This is a genomic window from Kribbella sp. NPDC049174, assembly GCF_043197365.1.
Lineage (GTDB): Bacteria > Actinomycetota > Actinomycetes > Propionibacteriales > Kribbellaceae > Kribbella.
The window spans coordinates 91,878-106,481 of sequence record NZ_JBICSZ010000008.1 but is presented as its reverse complement, the minus strand read 5'-3'; the positions used below and the strand labels follow the sequence as shown (position 1 = coordinate 106,481).

Here is a 14,604-nt window from a genome sequence, read left to right as displayed (position 1 = left end):
CGAGCGCGACCCGATGCTGCATGACGTGGTCAGCGGGTCCAGGTGTTGGTGATTCGGGTGATCAGGGTGGCGTCGATCTTGGATGGGGTCGGTTGCCTGGGGGCGTACTTGCGGTTGATCACGCGGCCGATGGAGGTGATGCCTACGTCGTCGGGGCCGTCGCTGACGGCGAGGTTGATCGGGTTCGCCGGCGGGAGTTCGGCCATCGCCTTGGCGGCTGTTGTGAGGTCGGAGTCGGTGATGTCCTTGGCTACGGTCAGGTTGGCGAATTCCGGGCCGATCTGCACTTCGGTCACACCGGTCAGGTCGGCGATCGTCGAGTAGATCCGGAACTCGACGTCCTTGTCGAAGGACGAACTGCGGAAGACCGGGTTGCCTGGCCGTCCGACGTACCGGGACGGCCTCCGGACCAGCTGGATCGGCAGGTACGAGTCCCAGACCTTGCGCACCGTGGTGACGGCGGTGATGAAGCCGGCCCGGTCCTTGACCGTGACCGATGCCGGCTCGCCGTCGCCGTGGTCGTCGCGGATCTCGATCGCGGTGACCCCGGGGATCTTCATCAGGTGGTCGACCAGCGTCCGGAACTGCGGGGTGAACGCCGCGGCAAAGACTGCCTCCGGCGCCCGAACCGGCCCCCAGCCGAGCTGGAGCTCCCCGAACGTGGTGGCGTCCACCAGCTTCGGCAGGCCGGCGAGCAGTGCATCCAGCGAGATGTCCTTGGCCGCGAAGTGGACGCCGGCCCGGCGCTCCGGCCCCGCGATCCAGCCGGTCAGGTTGCGGTACTTCGACTGCAGATCGACGAAATGCTGTGCCGCGGCACGATCGAGGCGGAAGCCGAGGGTCGGACTGTCGGTCCACTCGACGACCACCTGCCGATCGGCGGATTCGACCCGATGCGTACGGCGAGCATCCTCGCTCGGCACCACCTGATCGAAGCCGAGGGCTACCGCAGCCACCGCGGCCGCCGGAGCGGTGATGATCAGACCGGACGCGCCGTACGTCGACGACGTCGCACGCCCGTCCCGGCGCAGCCAGAGCGCCCGATCCAGGTCCGGGTCGCTCTTCGAGGAGCTGGATGGATAGAACCGGCCGTGGTACCCGTCGATGGCCACCTCGATGCTGCGGAAGTAGTCCTCATCGTACGTCCGGAACTCCCGCTTGACCTTGTCCACCAAGGCGTTCACGTCATGGTCGGGAAGACGCCTGACCAAGGTGAGCCGGACCAGCTTGTCCTCGGGCTGTACGGCGGGCGTCACCAACTCGGCCTTCTCGACGCCGTCGAGACCACGCAACCACTCGAGCCGATCCGCGGACGCCCGCTCGGGAGAGTTGTTGGAGGTGCACCCCGTGACCAGTCCTAGTACGACGCCGCCGGCGAGGGTCCCGAGAGCACGCCGGCTGATGAGCATGCCGCGATTGTCGCCGCCGGCAGGGGTCACTTCCGCAGTGCGGCGATCACTCTCATCGAACCGCTCGTCACGCGGATGCGGCGATCGCGGAGGAGCTTCAACCGTTCGAAAGGTGGGATCAGCCGGGACGCCGGGTGGAGGAGTTCGCGGACGCGAGAGGTGACGAACGGCAAGGTGTAGTACTGGTAGGCGGAGTCGACGGCTTCGACCGTGAAGTCGGCGCGGTTCAGCAGCGTCGTGATGGTGGCGGGGTCGTAGTAGCTCACGTGCTCGGGGATCTTGAACGACACCCACCGGGAGCCGGAGACGCGAGACAACAGACTCTTGATGTTCGGGGTCACCATGACGATGAGGCCGCCGGGCCGGAGCAGGCGCGACGCCGTCTCGAGGAAGGCGCCCGGCTCGGTGAGATGTTCGATCAGGTGCGAGCCGAAGATGACGTCGTACTGCTGCTCCTGGATCTCCGGAACCTCTTCGAGCAGCCCGCAGAACACGCGACCGGGATGACGCTCGGCCGCCCATTTGACGGCGGCCGGTGAGAGGTCGATGCCATAGGCGTCGTACCCGGCGTCCAGCGCGCACTGCAGGAAGTACCCGTAGCCACAGCCCACCTCGAGCACGCGTCCCGAGGGGATGAACTCGGCGATCCGCCGGACGTCCTCGCGGAACGTCGCCAGGTATTCGAGCTCCTGACTCTCGTACTGCGAATAACCCGTGTCACCGTCCCCGCCGAAGTACGAGTCGCCCTCATACAAAGCGCGCAAGGTCTCGGGAGTCGGCGTCGGCACGAGCTGCACGAGCCCGCACGCTGGGCATTCCTCAATGCCGTAGCCGTCCTTCGCGCCGCGCGGGCGGAACGGTCCGCTCTGCGCGCACAGGATGCACGTTCCATTCGCCATGACGACAGGTCCCCCTCCGGGCGAGTCTCGGGACTCTAGCTTTCCATCGTTGTCAATAGCAATGTCTTGTTCATGCACCGGGCGTTCGGTCGCCCGGGGAGACCAGGCCGGTTTCATACGCGAGTACGACAGCCTGCGCCCGGTCGCGGAGTGAAAGCTTGGCGAAGATCCGGGCAACGTGCGTCTTCACCGTCGCCTCGCTGAGAGTCAGCTCAGTCGCGAGCTCCGCGTTGGACAGACCGTGCCCCATCAGCGTCAGCACCTCGAGCTCGCGCGGCGTCAGGACGGCAAGATCCCGATGTACGGCGGGTTGGGTCGGACCGTGATCACCGACCGCGAACCGTTCGACCAGTCGCCGTGTGATCGACGGAGCCAGCAGCGCGTCACCGGTGTTGACCAGGCGGACGGCCGCCGCGAGGTGCTCCGGGGTCACATCCTTCAACAGGAACCCGCTCGCGCCGGCGGCCAGAGCGGCGTACACGTAGCGATCCAGGTCGAACGTCGTCAGCATCACCACACGACAGTCCGGCGACTCGGCCAGGATGCGGCGGGTGGCTTCCAGGCCGTCCATGGTCGGCATCCGGATGTCCATGAGTACGACGTCCGGCCGCAACCGCCGTACCGCCTCGATCGCCTCACCACCGTCGCCGGCCTCGCCGACCACCTCGATCCCGCGCGCGGTCAGGATCATCCGGAACCCGATCCGTACCAGCGCCTGGTCGTCCACGATCACGACCCGCGGCTCGCTCACGGCCGCTCCAACGGGATCTTGGCCCGCACCCGGAACCCGCCGCCGAGTCTCCGCCGCGCGTCGAGGTCACCGCCGTACACGGCGACCCGCTGGCGCAACCCGAGCAGCCCCCGGCCCTCCCCATCCGGACCCGGTGAACGTCCACCGGACAGCACACTTGGCCCCGTGTTCAGCACCTCGACCCGCAACGCGTTGTCGGCGTACCGGACCGTCACCTCCGCCTTCACCCCGTCGCCGTGCTTGAGCGCGTTGGTCAGCGCCTCCTGGATGATCCGGTACGCCGTGACGTCGACCCCGGCCGGCAACGGGCGGGGCTCCCCCGAGATGCGTACGTCGACCGGCAGACCGGCGAACGCGATCCGGTCGATCAGCGGGCTCAACCGGCTCAGACTGGGCTGTGGCGACAACTCCTCGGCCGAGCCGTCGGACGAAGGCGCGAGCAGGCCGAGCAGGTGCCGAAGCTCGGCCATCGTGTCGCGACCGGCTGCCTCGACAGCGAGCAGGGCTGCCTCGGCCTCTGCCGGTTCCGTCGCCAGCACGTGCCGGGCGGCGCCGGCCTGGATCACCATGACGCTCACGTTGTGACTGACGATGTCGTGCAGATCCTGGGCGATCCTGGCCCGCTCGGCGTCGACCGCGTTCTGCGCGGCGCTCTCTCGCTCACGCTCCAGCAGCCAGCCGCGCTCCTCGAGCGCCCGGGCGTGCGCGCGCCGGGCCCGGACGAGCGCGGCCGCCAGTGTCACGGCCGCCAGGCAGGCCAGGACGAGCAGCCAGATCGTGATCACAAGGTCCACTGTCCCAAGGGGCCGCGGATTCTGCATCATCCGCAGGTGGCACGCCGTACATCCGCAGGATGACAGGGCCCGGACGTTACGTCCGCAGACTGACGTCCGGCGAGCGCCGGCGGCCCTAGCGTGAACGCATGACGGATGCAGAAGGCAACGAACAGGCGGTCGTGCGGCTCAGTGAGGTCCGCAAGGAGTACGGCGAATCGGTCGCGCTGGACGGGGTCTCGCTGGAGATCCACGCCGGTGAGGCAGTGGCGGTGATGGGACCGTCCGGCAGCGGCAAGTCGACGCTGCTGAGCATGGTGGCCGGGCTGGACCGGCCGACCTCCGGGTCCATCGTGGTCCACGGCGAGGAGCTGGGCTCGCTCGACGAGAAGGGCCTGGCGCTGTATCGGCGCCGCCGGATCGGGATGATCTTTCAGTTCTTCAACCTGCTCGACGATCTGTCGGCCCTCGACAACGTCGCTCTGGCCGCGCAGCTGACCGGGACCTCTGCGTCGCACGCCCGGAAGCGCGCACTGGAGCTCTTCGATGAGCTGGGCATCGCGGGACGACGCAACACCTACCCGGCCCAGCTCAGCGGCGGCGAGCGGCAACGGGTCGCCGTCGCCAGGGCATTGATGAACCGCCCGGCCATCCTGCTCGCCGACGAACCCACCGGCGCGCTGGACACCCGCGCTGGCGAACAGGTGATGGACCTCTTGCTCGACCTCAACCAGATCGGCCAGACGTTGCTGCTCGTCACCCACGACCAGCAACTCGCCACCCGGTGCGCGAGCCGGCTGATCGAGGTGGTCGACGGACAGATCGCCCGCGAGCGCAGTCTGGAGCGTACGCCGTGAGCGCCGTCTGGCCGGTCTCCCGAGCAGCGGTACGACGTCGCAGGCTCCAGACGATCGTGATCGGCGTCGTCGTCGCACTGTCGACCACGATGATCGTGGTGGCGCTAGGACTCCTGGCAGCCTCGTCGGGGCCATTCGACCAGGCGTACGCGCGTCAGAGCGGTGCACACCTGGTGGCGTCGTACGACCGGAGCAAGGTCTCGGACAGCCAGCTCACCGACGCTGCGAAGCAGTCCGGGGTCGAGGCGGTGGCAGGACCGTTCGGCATGGCAACTGTGGACCTGGACGCGAATGGACGCCCGCTGGTCGTCGTTGGCCGTGCGGACGCTGGTGGACCTGTCGACCGCCTCAACGTGTGGGAGGGCCGCTGGCCCGACAAGCCCGGGGAAATCGTGCTCAACCGCAACCCGGTCACCTCCAGCAACCAGCGCGGCGCCGCGACGCTGGGGACGCAACTGTCGACCGGTGGAACCACGCTGACCGTTGTCGGGTTCGCCTACAGCGTCAGCGGGTCTGCCGACGCCTGGGTCACTCCTGAGCAGATGACGGCGTTGAAGCCGACTGGCAGTCAGATGCTCTACCGCTTCACGCAGGCCGCGACCGATGCGCAGGTCTCGGCGGGGCAGACCGCGGTGACGGCGGGTCTGCCGTCGGGTGCGCTGCTCGGCACCCAGTCCTACCTTGCGCTGCGGGCCACTGCGATCGGCGAGCCGAACACGTTCGTTCCGTTCCTGATGGTGTTCGGGTGGCTCGGGCTGGCGGTCGCCGTACTGATCGTGGCCAACGTGGTGAGTGGTGCGGTGGTGGCTGGGTTCAAGCACATCGGCGTACTGAAGGCACTCGGGTTCACACCGACGCAGGTGATGGCGGTCTATCTCGCGATGATCTCCATTCCGGCGATCGTGGGGTGTGCGCTCGGGACGGTGCTCGGCAACGTCCTCGCAGAGTCCTTGCTGACAAGGGCTTTCGAGAACTACGGCGCTGAGGGTGTGGGGGTGCCAATCTGGGTGGACGTGGCTGCGCTGATCGGCGTACCGCTGCTGGTGGCGCTGTCCGCTCTGGCGCCGTCGCTGCGAGCTCGTAGCTTGTCGGCGGCTGAGGCGATCAGTGCGGGGAGCGCACCGCGGGCCGGTCGAGGGCTCCGGGCTCAGCGCTGGCTGAGTGGTACTCGGCTGCCGCGGTCGGTCAGCCTGGGGCTTGGGCTGCCATTCGCTCGTCCTGCGCGTACGGCGCTGACGCTGGCGGCCGTCGTACTCGGGGTGACGAGTGTGACGTTGGCGGTGGGCCTCGGGGAATCGCTGACGAACTACCAGACCGCTGCGAGTCGCACGGGCGCTGTCGACGTGACGATCTTCGCGGGTACGACGGAGCCGGGTCCGCAGCTCGCTCCGGAAGGTGCGGAGCCGGCGCGACCGGTCGCGAAGCTGAGCGATCCGGCGGACGAGGCGCTGATGCGGTCGACATCCGGAGCCGCGTATGTCACGGCCAGCCGGGACCTGCTGATGCGGCTCGTCGGAACGAATCAGGACCTCCGGGTCACCTTCTACCGGGGCGATTCGGAGCAGATCGGCTACCGGGTGCTGGAGGGGCACTGGTTCGACGGACCGGGTCAGGTGGTCGTGTCCGAACGGTTCCTCCGGCAGCGTGGTCTCTCCGTCGGCGACACGATCACGCTGGAGTCGAAGGGCAAGAGTACGCAGGCCACGATCGTCGGCAAGGCGCTCTACAACTCAGGTGAGGAAGTGCTCTCCAACTGGGAGACGCTGGCACTGATCGACCCCGACCTACGGGCGACGATGTACGAGATTCAGCTCGAGCCGGGCACCGACGTCGATACCTACGTCAAAGCCGTGCTGGCAGGCGATTCCGGGTTGCAGGAGGTTCCCGGTCAGGATCCGGGCACGTTCGTCGCGGTCGTACTGGCGACCGTCGTACTCCTCACGCTGATGCTCGGGACCGTGGCGGCGCTCGGCGTCTTCAACACCGTCGTACTGAACACCCGGGAACGACGCCGCGACCTCGGCATGCTCAAGTCGATCGGCATGACACCCGGCCAGGTCACGGTGATGGTGGTGACGTCGATGGCCGCGCTCGGGGCTCTGGGCGGTGTCCTCGGCATCCCGTTCGGCATCATCGCCCACCGCCTGGTCGTCCCCGCGATGGCCAACGGCGCCCAGGTGGCCCTCCCCGACTTCATGCTCGACGTCTACCCACTACCGTTGCTCGCGCTCTTCGTCCTGGCCGGCATCGCGATCGCCGCCCTGGGCGCCTTCCTCCCGGCCCGCTCCGCCGCCCGAACCACCATCGCCGAAGTCCTCCACAACGAATAATGTCGGTGGCCCTTGGTACGAAGGCTTTATGCAGCGGCCGAGAGTGATTGTGTCCGTGACAGCGTCGGTCGACGGACGGGTCACCCTCGGCCGCGACCGGCTGCTCCTCCAGGAAGAGAACGGGCAGGTCTGGCGGTCGTTGTGGTCGGACAGCGCGATCTCGGCGCGAACCGCGCTCATCGAGGAGCTGTACGCCCCGACGGTCCTCCTCGAAGGCAGCGGCACCTTCGTCATCGACTCCGCGGGTCCGCTGGACCTCGCCCCGGTTCCGGCCGACGCCGAACTGTTCGAGGACTACCTGCCTGCTGAGATCGTCGATCATCCCGGCCACAAGAAGTGGTTCACGGTCGTCGACAGCCGAGGCCGCGTCGAATGGACGGAGAAGGGCGAAGAAGGCATCGACCTCTTACTCCTGGTGGCCCGCGCAACCCCTCCGGCGTACCTGGCCTACCTCCGCGGGAAGACCATCCCCTACCTGGTCGCCGGCGAGGACCGCGTCGATCTCCCGACCGCGTTGTGGAAGCTGCAGGATCGCCTAGGCGTCACCTGCGTGGTCTCAGAAGCCGGCGGCAACCTCAACGCCGCCCTCCTCCGAGCCAACCTCATCGACGAACTCCACCTCTCCCTCTTCCCGGCAGCCGTAGCCGGCAAATCCGTCCCCACCATCTTCGACGGCCCCGAACTCACCGCCGACGAATCCCCCACCCAGCTGAAATTCATCTCCGCCACCCCCACCCCCGACGGCACCCTCAACCTCCGCTACGAAGTCATCCACTAACGAGACGGGCTCTGAGCCTGGTGGCCTGGTCGTTGGTCAGCCCGCCTTGCTTGAGGTAGCGCTCGGCGCCGCCGTACGTGCGGTCGAGGTGATCGAGGAGGGCGAGCATCGTGTCGGGTCGTGCGGTGAAGGACTCGGCCAGGTGGCGTCGCTCGGTCGGGTCCTCGACTTCGCCGAGTTGTCCGGCGAAGTGGTCGCGCATGCGGTCGGTCAGGATGGCGTAGTCCGCCGCAACCTCCTCGGGCGGTACGCCGACCAGACTCAACGCCAACGCAACCACGCTCCCGGACCGGTCCTTCCCGGCATGGCAATGAACGACAACCGCACCGGCAGGTGCATCCGCGATCGCCCCGACCGCGGCGGCGAACAGACTCGGGTTCTGCTCGACCATCTGGATGTACTGCTCTTCGATGCTCAACGTCGGATCGTAAGGATCGTCAGCGTTGGCGAGCGGCCGATTCCGGCAGATCGGGTCGGTCGCGAACGGCGACGGATCCCACTCGCACTCCACCGGCGTCCGTACGTCGACAATGCGACTGACACCGGCCGACCGAACAGCCTCGACCCCGCCCTCGGTCAACCGACTCAGATTGTCCGACCGGATCAGCGCACCAGGCACGATCCGTCCGTCATCCCCCGCCGGCAACCCACCCAGATCCCGCACATTCAAACAATCCGGCCAATTCAGCTCCATCAAAACCTCCAGGCGGAAAGCTGAATCCGGACAATACGTGACGAACGAGCTGCCGGGCCGGGGCACAGACCGCAACTCGACCACCCTGGAGCGCTTCCGATCTGGTCACAGGGACGAGCTGGAACTACCGTGAGTGATCAGGTGGGGATTGCAGGGGGAGTGCTTGTGGTGACCGAGACCCGTGCGTCGTTCGAGCTCGACATGTTCGTCGAGTTGTCCCAATTGCTGTCCGACGACGACCGCGAGCTTTACGTGTGGAGACACCCTTGGTTGCTCGAACCAGGAGTGGCTGAGCGCATGACCGAGCAGCTCTCCTCAATTCCCGTTGGGGAGCATCCTGCGATGTCTGCTGCGCTGGCCTCGGTGCGGGACGCCCGGCAACGGTATGAGGAGCAGGACAGCGGCTATCCGGCCTATCTCGGACCGATCGAAGCTGTGTGGCAACTCGTCGGCGACGGGGAGATCTCCATGGCCGAGGGGCAGCGGAGGGTGGGCTCAGCGGCATTCACCGCGACCCTGTCCGCGCGCTACCTGATCGCATTGTCTCGCTGGTTCGGTCGCGAGGGCGTCCGGGGCAACTGGCGTCCCGCGCTCCAGATCGCGCGTCTGGCACGGGCAGCAGTCCAGGCGTCCGACCACACGATCGCCTCGATCGAGGTTCGCGTCGGCCTCGCGATCGCGTGGTCCGACGTGGCGAAGTCGGCGCTGGCGGAGAACCCGGATGGCGGGTTGTTGGCCGAGGCCGGCTCCATCTGCGAGGAAGTGCTGGCAGACCTCGGTCCCGATGGCGATCGGCATGCCCGTTCCTCCCTCTACTTTGCCCTCGGCACCTTGTTCTTGGATCCATACTTCGCCCGGGCAACCTCCGGTCGCGCCGAGGAAAGAGCACTGACGTGGTTGCAACGGGGGGCGCTGACGCGGGATCCGACCGACGACGACGGCCCGCCCATGCCCGAGCCGCGGGAGGCACTGCACACCGCCGAGGCCTATCTACGACAGGCCGTGCAACTCGCCTCGCCAGGAGGCCGCGCGTACGGGCTCAAAGCTCTCGCCGATGTTCTCGGCTGGCGCCGCGAACTCGGGGAGGACGTGGACGACGGTGAGATCGCGGAGATCTGCCACCAGGCCCTGGCCGATCTTGCCGAGCAGGACAACCCCCGGTTGCGGATCTTCCTTCTCAACCATCTGCAGTACCTCGGCGAGGAGATCGACGCCGGAGCGGTCGCGCCGATTCTGGAAAGCCCGCTGGACGGCCTGGTGGAGTACTACGGCTTCGAGAACGCGACCACGATGCTGCTGGCTGCCGTCCGGCTGCTCCTGCCAGCGGCGCCGCGAGCCGCACTCGACGAGATCAAACGCCTCCGGCCCTTCTTCGCCGGAGGAACCGATGACCTACGGACCAGCGTCTTCGAGGCCGAACTGACCGCGCTGGCGGACAGCCTGGTCGGCGAGATTCCGGCGTACGAGTCGCTGGTGGCCGGCGTTCAGGCGATGGACGAGCGAGCTGTCCGGGAGAACTGGAACGGCGCTCGGCGAGCGGCCGCGCTGCTGCGCCTGGCGGGCCGGGCGAGCGCGACCGACGAGGAAGCTCTCGGCCTGACCTTGCTCGACCAGGTGCCCGAGATCAGTCCGATCGTTGCCGCCGAGCACTGGCAGCTGCTTATCTGGCGCCGGACGAATCTTCAACTGAACATGGGCGTCAACGCCTACCACGCACGGCAATGGGCCGACTGCGCCGACTGGTACGCACAAGCACTGTCCGGGTTCCTGGACCTCGGTCTCGACGACCAGGGACTCCAAGTCCTGTTGAGGATCGGTGACATCGTCAGGCAGGCAGATACACCGATCGAGGTACCGTTCCTCCGCGCACTCGCACCCAACGCGGCCCGCATCGAGACAAGACTCGGTGACGGCGCGACCCAGGTCATTCAGGACATGGTCCGGGAGGCGGTGGCGGTCATCGGTGCCCACCCGACCAGTGGCGAGGCGCTGAACCTGTTGTGGCAGATCGCCAAGGGTGCGCGCCTGGCGCCGGTCCTGGCGGCAGGCACTGAGTACGACCCGACTTCCGATGACCATGCCGGCCGGTATCTCGAGCGCATCGACCAGCTCCGTGCGGTCGTGTCGGCAGAGCCCGGAGTCGCCGATTCGGACCCGGACGTCCTGCTCGACGAGGAGACCGTGCTCGGTACCTACGCTCGCCCCCGAGCTGTGGAGGGCGGTGCGACCGAGAAGGAGCAGCTCGCCAACCTCGAGTACGCCTTCGATGAGCTCGTCAGCCGGAAGATGCTCCTCGCGCCCGGGACCGCCACGTCGGCGTACCTGTCGCTCGAAGAGGTCCAGGCGGCGCTCGGTGCGCGTACCGTCCTGATCAGCCTCTACGTCGGCGCGGTCAAGGACGGCCGGATGGCGGTCTACGTCCTCTACATCACCAACGACAACGTCGGCGTGAGCGTCATCCCGCACGCCTTCCCCTCCAGCATGATCGAGATGGGCGGCCTGCTGACGAACCCGTTCGGCCTGCTGGTCGAACAGGTGAGGCGCGACGTGCAGGATCCGCCACTCGGCCGCCGCGTGGTGTCCCGTGACGCGGAGCACGCCCTTGCGGACTATCTGCCGGGCTTGTTCGGTCATGTCAGCGAGCGCCTGCAGGAGTTTCTGGCCACCGGGCGCGACCACCTCTGCATCGTGCCGCACGGCCCGCTCCACTTCTTCCCCTTCCACCTGCTCGGCCCGCTCGCGCGGCCGTTGGCGCAGGACTTCGTGGTCACCTACCTGCCGCACCTGTACCTGCTGGCCGCCGGACGTGACCGGGAACCGAGCCGAGGACCCGGTACGGCGATCGGCCTCGGCTTCGCGCACGACGGACGGCCCGGCCTGAATCCACTGCCCGAAGCGGTACCGGAAGCCGAGGAGATCGCGGCCTTGTTCGGCCGGCAGGCCGTCATCGACGACCAAGCCACCGAGCAGGCCGCGGTGACCGCATTGTCCGGCTCGCCGGTCGTTCACCTGGCCACCCACGGCCGTCACAACGTCGACGCACCTGCGTTCCAGACGCTCTATCTGCACCCGACCGCCGAGTCGGACGGAAGGCTGCACGCCTACGAGCTGCTCGGCCTGGACCTGACCGGACTGCGTCTCCTGACTCTCAGCGCCTGCGAGACGGCGTTGGGCCGGTTCGACCGCGGTGACAACATTCGCGGCCTCCCGGCCAGCTTCTTCATCAGCGGAGTCGGCACCCTGATCGGAACGCTGTGGAAGGTCCGTGACCCGGTCTCGCGGCACTTCTTCGCAGCTTTTCATCAAGCCTGCGTCGGTGGAGCGCCGATGCTCGACGCATTTGTGACGGCGCAACGCGATACCAGGACACAGTTCCCGCAGTACCGTGACTGGGGGGCCTTCTACTTCGCTGGCGACTGGGCCGATCGCGACGCGCACGTTGGGGAGGAATCATGATCGTTGTCGAAATGCCCGATCCACCCATGCAGGACGTCGTCCTGGAAGCCAAGGAGGAGTTCGTCCGCAGCGGCGACTCCGACCCGGCTGCCGCCGAACCGGTTCGGCAGCGGATCTCGGTCGGCGGACCGATCCACCGCCGCATCGACGCCGATTCCACCGACGATGCGGAACTTCGCCACTTCCTGAAGGAGGAGGCCGCCGACTCGGACTTCTACCTGCTGCACCTCACCTGCACGCTGAGGCACACCGACGACGAGCCGTTCACCGAGGCCCTGCTGGAACTCGACCTGACCGCGGCGGGGACGGAGACGCCGCCGATCGCCTGGTCGATGCAGCCGGACCGGATGAGCGACGCCGTCGAGGTGTCCCGGACGGTGAGTCTCGGACCGACCATGAAGATCCTCGGTGTCGGTATCGAGGCGAAGGGTGAGTTGGCACGGACGGTGACACGCCGAGAGGCATTCCTGGAGGCGATGTACGAGTTGGAGTCCACCCCGAGCTGGGCGCTCTATCGCACCAGCTCCACCGAGCTGCGCGGCCTGTATCGGTTCCACCTCGTCGTCCGGACCCCGAAGGACGCGAGAGTCACCGGCACCACCACCATCGAGGCGAAGGTTCGGCGTAAGCGTTTCGGCGTCATCCCCTACCGTGCTGTCCTCACCGACGTCCCGGCCACGCTGTCATTCCAACTGGACGGCAGTGACACATGAGCGCGTCAGTGGATCCGTACGCCGTCCCTGACCATCTGGCCACTCGGTTCCTCGAAGTGCGGTCGATGGCCGAGGCGCTGCGGTCCGAGAATCCACCACGATTCTTCGTCCTGCTGACCCAGTACTTCATCGCCGGAACGCCGTACGCTGCCTCGGCTCTGACTGTCTCGGCAACGGGCACCCCGAACCTCACCCAGACTCAGACTGGATTCGTCTGCGAGGCAACGTTCCCGACCGAGTTGCTCGCCCCGAACGCACTCCGTGGCGCGACAATCCACGACGGCGCGGCCACTGTCCCCCTCGAAGCCCACCTGGAAGACATCCTCCAGATCCTCCCCCTCTCCGACTGACCGCGACCTTGGCGTACGGGAGACTGGGGCGGTGGATGAGGTTGTGCGGAGTAATCGGGTGGCTTGGGAGCGGGCTTCTGCCAAGCATGTGCGGGAGTACGACGAGTTGCTGGAGGAGGCGCGGAGTGGGCCGCGGCTCTTTGAGCGGGAGGCGGAGCTGCTGCAGCCGTTGCTCGATGAGCAGCCGATCGTTGTGCACTTTCAGAGTGGGCACGGGCTGGACGATGTCGCGCTGGTGAAGGCTGGGGCCCGGCAGGTAGTAGGAGTGGACTACAGCTCAGTGGCCGCCGGTGCGGCGCAGCGGAGAGCGGTCGAGCTCGGCATCAGTTGCCAGTACGTCGTCGCCGAGGTCCCCGGCGTACCAGTGAAGGACGGGGCCGCCGACCTCGTCTACACCGGCAAGGGTGCGCTGATCTGGATGCGCGACATCGCGGCTTGGGCAGCAGACGTGGCCCGGGTACTGCGGCCAGGCGGTCACCTCTTCGTTTATGAGGCCCACCCAGCCGTGCCGCTGTGGACCTGGGACGAGGACGAGCCGCGGATCCGGCCGGATCGCAGTTACTTCGCCGAGTCGCACATCAACGACTCGTTCCCGGCCAACGGCGCCCAGGAATGGCAGTGGAACCTCGGCCAGATCGTCACCGCGGTCGTCGCCGCCGGCCTGCGGATCGAGGCCCTCGAGGAGTACGCCGAACCGTTCTGGCGCCCCGCCGACGGCCACAGCGCCGCCGCCTGGTCCGGCCGACTGCCCAACGCCTACGCCCTACTGGCCCGCCGCCCCTGAATCACCAGGTACTCAGCCGGCAGTACGGCGTCATACGAAGTGAAGAGCTTGAGCAGATCATCACGCAGCGCAGGCCACCGATCGTCCAGCGCCTGGCGCGCCAGCACGACCGGCCCGAACTTCGTCGCGTAGCAGTCGACGGCAGCCGACGGCGACTCGTGGCGGATGACAGAAACCTCGCGACCGAACGAGAGCTCGATCCCGGTCCCCTCGAACAGCTCGCGCACGTGGTCCTCCTCGCCCCAGCTCAACGGCGGATCGACATACGACGCATCAGGCGGGAAGTACCCGCCCACGACGCGGAAGAACTCACCGATCACGCCGGCGGGCGTCCACGTACACACCCCCAACCGCCCGCCCGGCCGCAGTACCCGGGCGATCTCGTCGGCGACCACCTCGTGCCGGGGCGCGAACATGCAACCGAACGTCGACAGCACCACATCGAACTGCTCATCGGAGAACGGCATCTCCTCGGCGTCACCCTCGACCCACTCGATCTCGAGCCCGCCCGCTCGTTCCCGGGCGCGAGCGAGCATCACCGGTGTCAGATCCAGACCGGTCACCCGGGCTCCAGCCTGGGCAGCCGGGATGGTCGCGTTCCCCGTCCCGCAGGCAACGTCGAGCACGTCCTCACCAGGCCGGACTCCCACCGTCCGCACCAACCGCGACCCCACGTCGTACAAGCCTTCTTGACGCATCATCGCGTCGTAGTCCCCGGCCGACCAGGTCGTCCGCACCGATTCCTTGTACTGCGCCAGTTGCTCCATGACCCTCAGCATCGGCAGACCCGGCCCGCGGCCGCTTCACCCG

13 protein-coding genes are annotated in these 14,604 nt (G+C 67.5%); 7 read left to right on the top strand and 6 right to left on the bottom strand.

Going from position 1 to position 14,604, the window contains the following annotated elements:
- Positions 1-29: 29 nt before the first annotated feature.
- From ACGFIF_RS32515 to ACGFIF_RS32500, 4 genes are all read right to left on the bottom strand, one after another.
- Complete coding sequence (locus ACGFIF_RS32515; RefSeq protein WP_393159912.1) at positions 30-1,409, bottom strand: hypothetical protein; 1,380 nt, start codon at positions 1,407-1,409, stop codon at positions 30-32.
- A gap of 26 nt (positions 1,410-1,435) precedes the next feature.
- Positions 1,436-2,308 carry a class I SAM-dependent methyltransferase gene (locus ACGFIF_RS32510; protein WP_393159911.1) on the bottom strand — a complete coding sequence of 291 codons (873 nt, stop codon included), beginning with the start codon at positions 2,306-2,308 and terminating at the stop codon, positions 1,436-1,438.
- Positions 2,309-2,378: 70 nt separating this feature from the next.
- A complete protein-coding gene (locus tag ACGFIF_RS32505) occupies positions 2,379-3,059 on the bottom strand; it encodes a response regulator (RefSeq protein ID WP_393159910.1) in 681 nt (226 codons plus the stop codon).
- Entirely contained in the window at positions 3,056-3,844 is a 789-nt protein-coding gene (locus tag ACGFIF_RS32500) for a sensor histidine kinase (protein ID WP_393159909.1), read from the bottom strand. The genes ACGFIF_RS32505 and ACGFIF_RS32500 overlap by 4 nt, the downstream gene beginning before the upstream one ends.
- A 137-nt stretch (positions 3,845-3,981) precedes the next feature.
- Between ACGFIF_RS32500 and ACGFIF_RS32495 the strand changes: the two genes are divergently transcribed.
- Genes ACGFIF_RS32495 through ACGFIF_RS32485 form a run of 3 tightly spaced genes read left to right on the top strand, consistent with a single transcriptional unit; the run spans position 3,982 to position 7,797 of the window.
- Complete coding sequence (locus ACGFIF_RS32495; RefSeq protein WP_393159908.1) at positions 3,982-4,689, top strand: ABC transporter ATP-binding protein; 708 nt, start codon at positions 3,982-3,984, stop codon at positions 4,687-4,689.
- Complete coding sequence (locus ACGFIF_RS32490; RefSeq protein ID WP_393159907.1) at positions 4,686-7,019, top strand: FtsX-like permease family protein; 2,334 nt, start codon at positions 4,686-4,688, stop codon at positions 7,017-7,019. Before ACGFIF_RS32495 ends, ACGFIF_RS32490 begins: the two co-directional genes overlap by 4 nt.
- A 49-nt stretch (positions 7,020-7,068) precedes the next feature.
- The gene (locus ACGFIF_RS32485) at positions 7,069-7,797 is read left to right on the top strand and encodes a RibD family protein (protein ID WP_393159906.1); all 729 of its coding nucleotides are present in this window, start codon (positions 7,069-7,071) and stop codon (positions 7,795-7,797) included.
- Here ACGFIF_RS32485 and ACGFIF_RS32480 read toward each other — a convergent pair.
- Positions 7,787-8,491, bottom strand: coding sequence for a tyrosine-protein phosphatase (locus tag ACGFIF_RS32480; RefSeq protein ID WP_393159905.1), 705 nt, complete (start codon positions 8,489-8,491; stop codon positions 7,787-7,789). The genes ACGFIF_RS32485 and ACGFIF_RS32480 overlap by 11 nt on opposite strands.
- A gap of 168 nt (positions 8,492-8,659) precedes the next feature.
- On the opposite strand from ACGFIF_RS32480, the gene ACGFIF_RS32475 reads away from it, so the two are divergent.
- From ACGFIF_RS32475 to ACGFIF_RS32460, 4 genes are read left to right on the top strand one after another with little or no spacing between them, the layout of a single operon-like run.
- Positions 8,660-11,947: a CHAT domain-containing protein gene (locus tag ACGFIF_RS32475; protein ID WP_393159904.1), complete on the top strand. Its 3,288-nt coding sequence runs from the start codon at positions 8,660-8,662 to the stop codon at positions 11,945-11,947.
- Complete coding sequence (locus tag ACGFIF_RS32470; RefSeq protein ID WP_393159903.1) at positions 11,944-12,660, top strand: hypothetical protein; 717 nt, start codon at positions 11,944-11,946, stop codon at positions 12,658-12,660. Before ACGFIF_RS32475 ends, ACGFIF_RS32470 begins: the two co-directional genes overlap by 4 nt.
- Positions 12,657-13,010 carry a hypothetical protein gene (locus ACGFIF_RS32465; RefSeq protein ID WP_393159902.1) on the top strand — a complete coding sequence of 118 codons (354 nt, stop codon included), beginning with the start codon at positions 12,657-12,659 and terminating at the stop codon, positions 13,008-13,010. The genes ACGFIF_RS32470 and ACGFIF_RS32465 overlap by 4 nt, the downstream gene beginning before the upstream one ends.
- 31 nt (positions 13,011-13,041) lie before the next feature.
- On the top strand, positions 13,042-13,794 hold the full coding sequence (locus tag ACGFIF_RS32460; RefSeq protein ID WP_393159901.1) for a class I SAM-dependent methyltransferase: 753 nt from the start codon (positions 13,042-13,044) through the stop codon (positions 13,792-13,794).
- On the opposite strand, the gene ACGFIF_RS32455 is transcribed toward ACGFIF_RS32460, so the two are convergent.
- Entirely contained in the window at positions 13,767-14,561 is a 795-nt protein-coding gene (locus ACGFIF_RS32455) for a class I SAM-dependent methyltransferase (protein WP_393159900.1), read from the bottom strand. The genes ACGFIF_RS32460 and ACGFIF_RS32455 overlap by 28 nt on opposite strands.
- Between the last annotated feature and the right edge of the window lie 43 nt (positions 14,562-14,604).

Coding starts and splice junctions, on each gene's coding strand:
- ACGFIF_RS32480 (WP_393159905.1), bottom strand. CDS start 8,491: ATGGAGCTGAATTGGCCGGATTGTTTGAATGTGCGGGATCTGGGTGGG.
- ACGFIF_RS32470 (WP_393159903.1), top strand. CDS start 11,944: ATGATCGTTGTCGAAATGCCCGATCCACCCATGCAGGACGTCGTCCTG.
- ACGFIF_RS32515 (WP_393159912.1), bottom strand. CDS start 1,409: ATGCTCATCAGCCGGCGTGCTCTCGGGACCCTCGCCGGCGGCGTCGTA.
- ACGFIF_RS32465 (WP_393159902.1), top strand. CDS start 12,657: ATGAGCGCGTCAGTGGATCCGTACGCCGTCCCTGACCATCTGGCCACT.
- ACGFIF_RS32510 (WP_393159911.1), bottom strand. CDS start 2,308: ATGGCGAATGGAACGTGCATCCTGTGCGCGCAGAGCGGACCGTTCCGC.
- ACGFIF_RS32495 (WP_393159908.1), top strand. CDS start 3,982: ATGACGGATGCAGAAGGCAACGAACAGGCGGTCGTGCGGCTCAGTGAG.
- ACGFIF_RS32455 (WP_393159900.1), bottom strand. CDS start 14,561: ATGGAGCAACTGGCGCAGTACAAGGAATCGGTGCGGACGACCTGGTCG.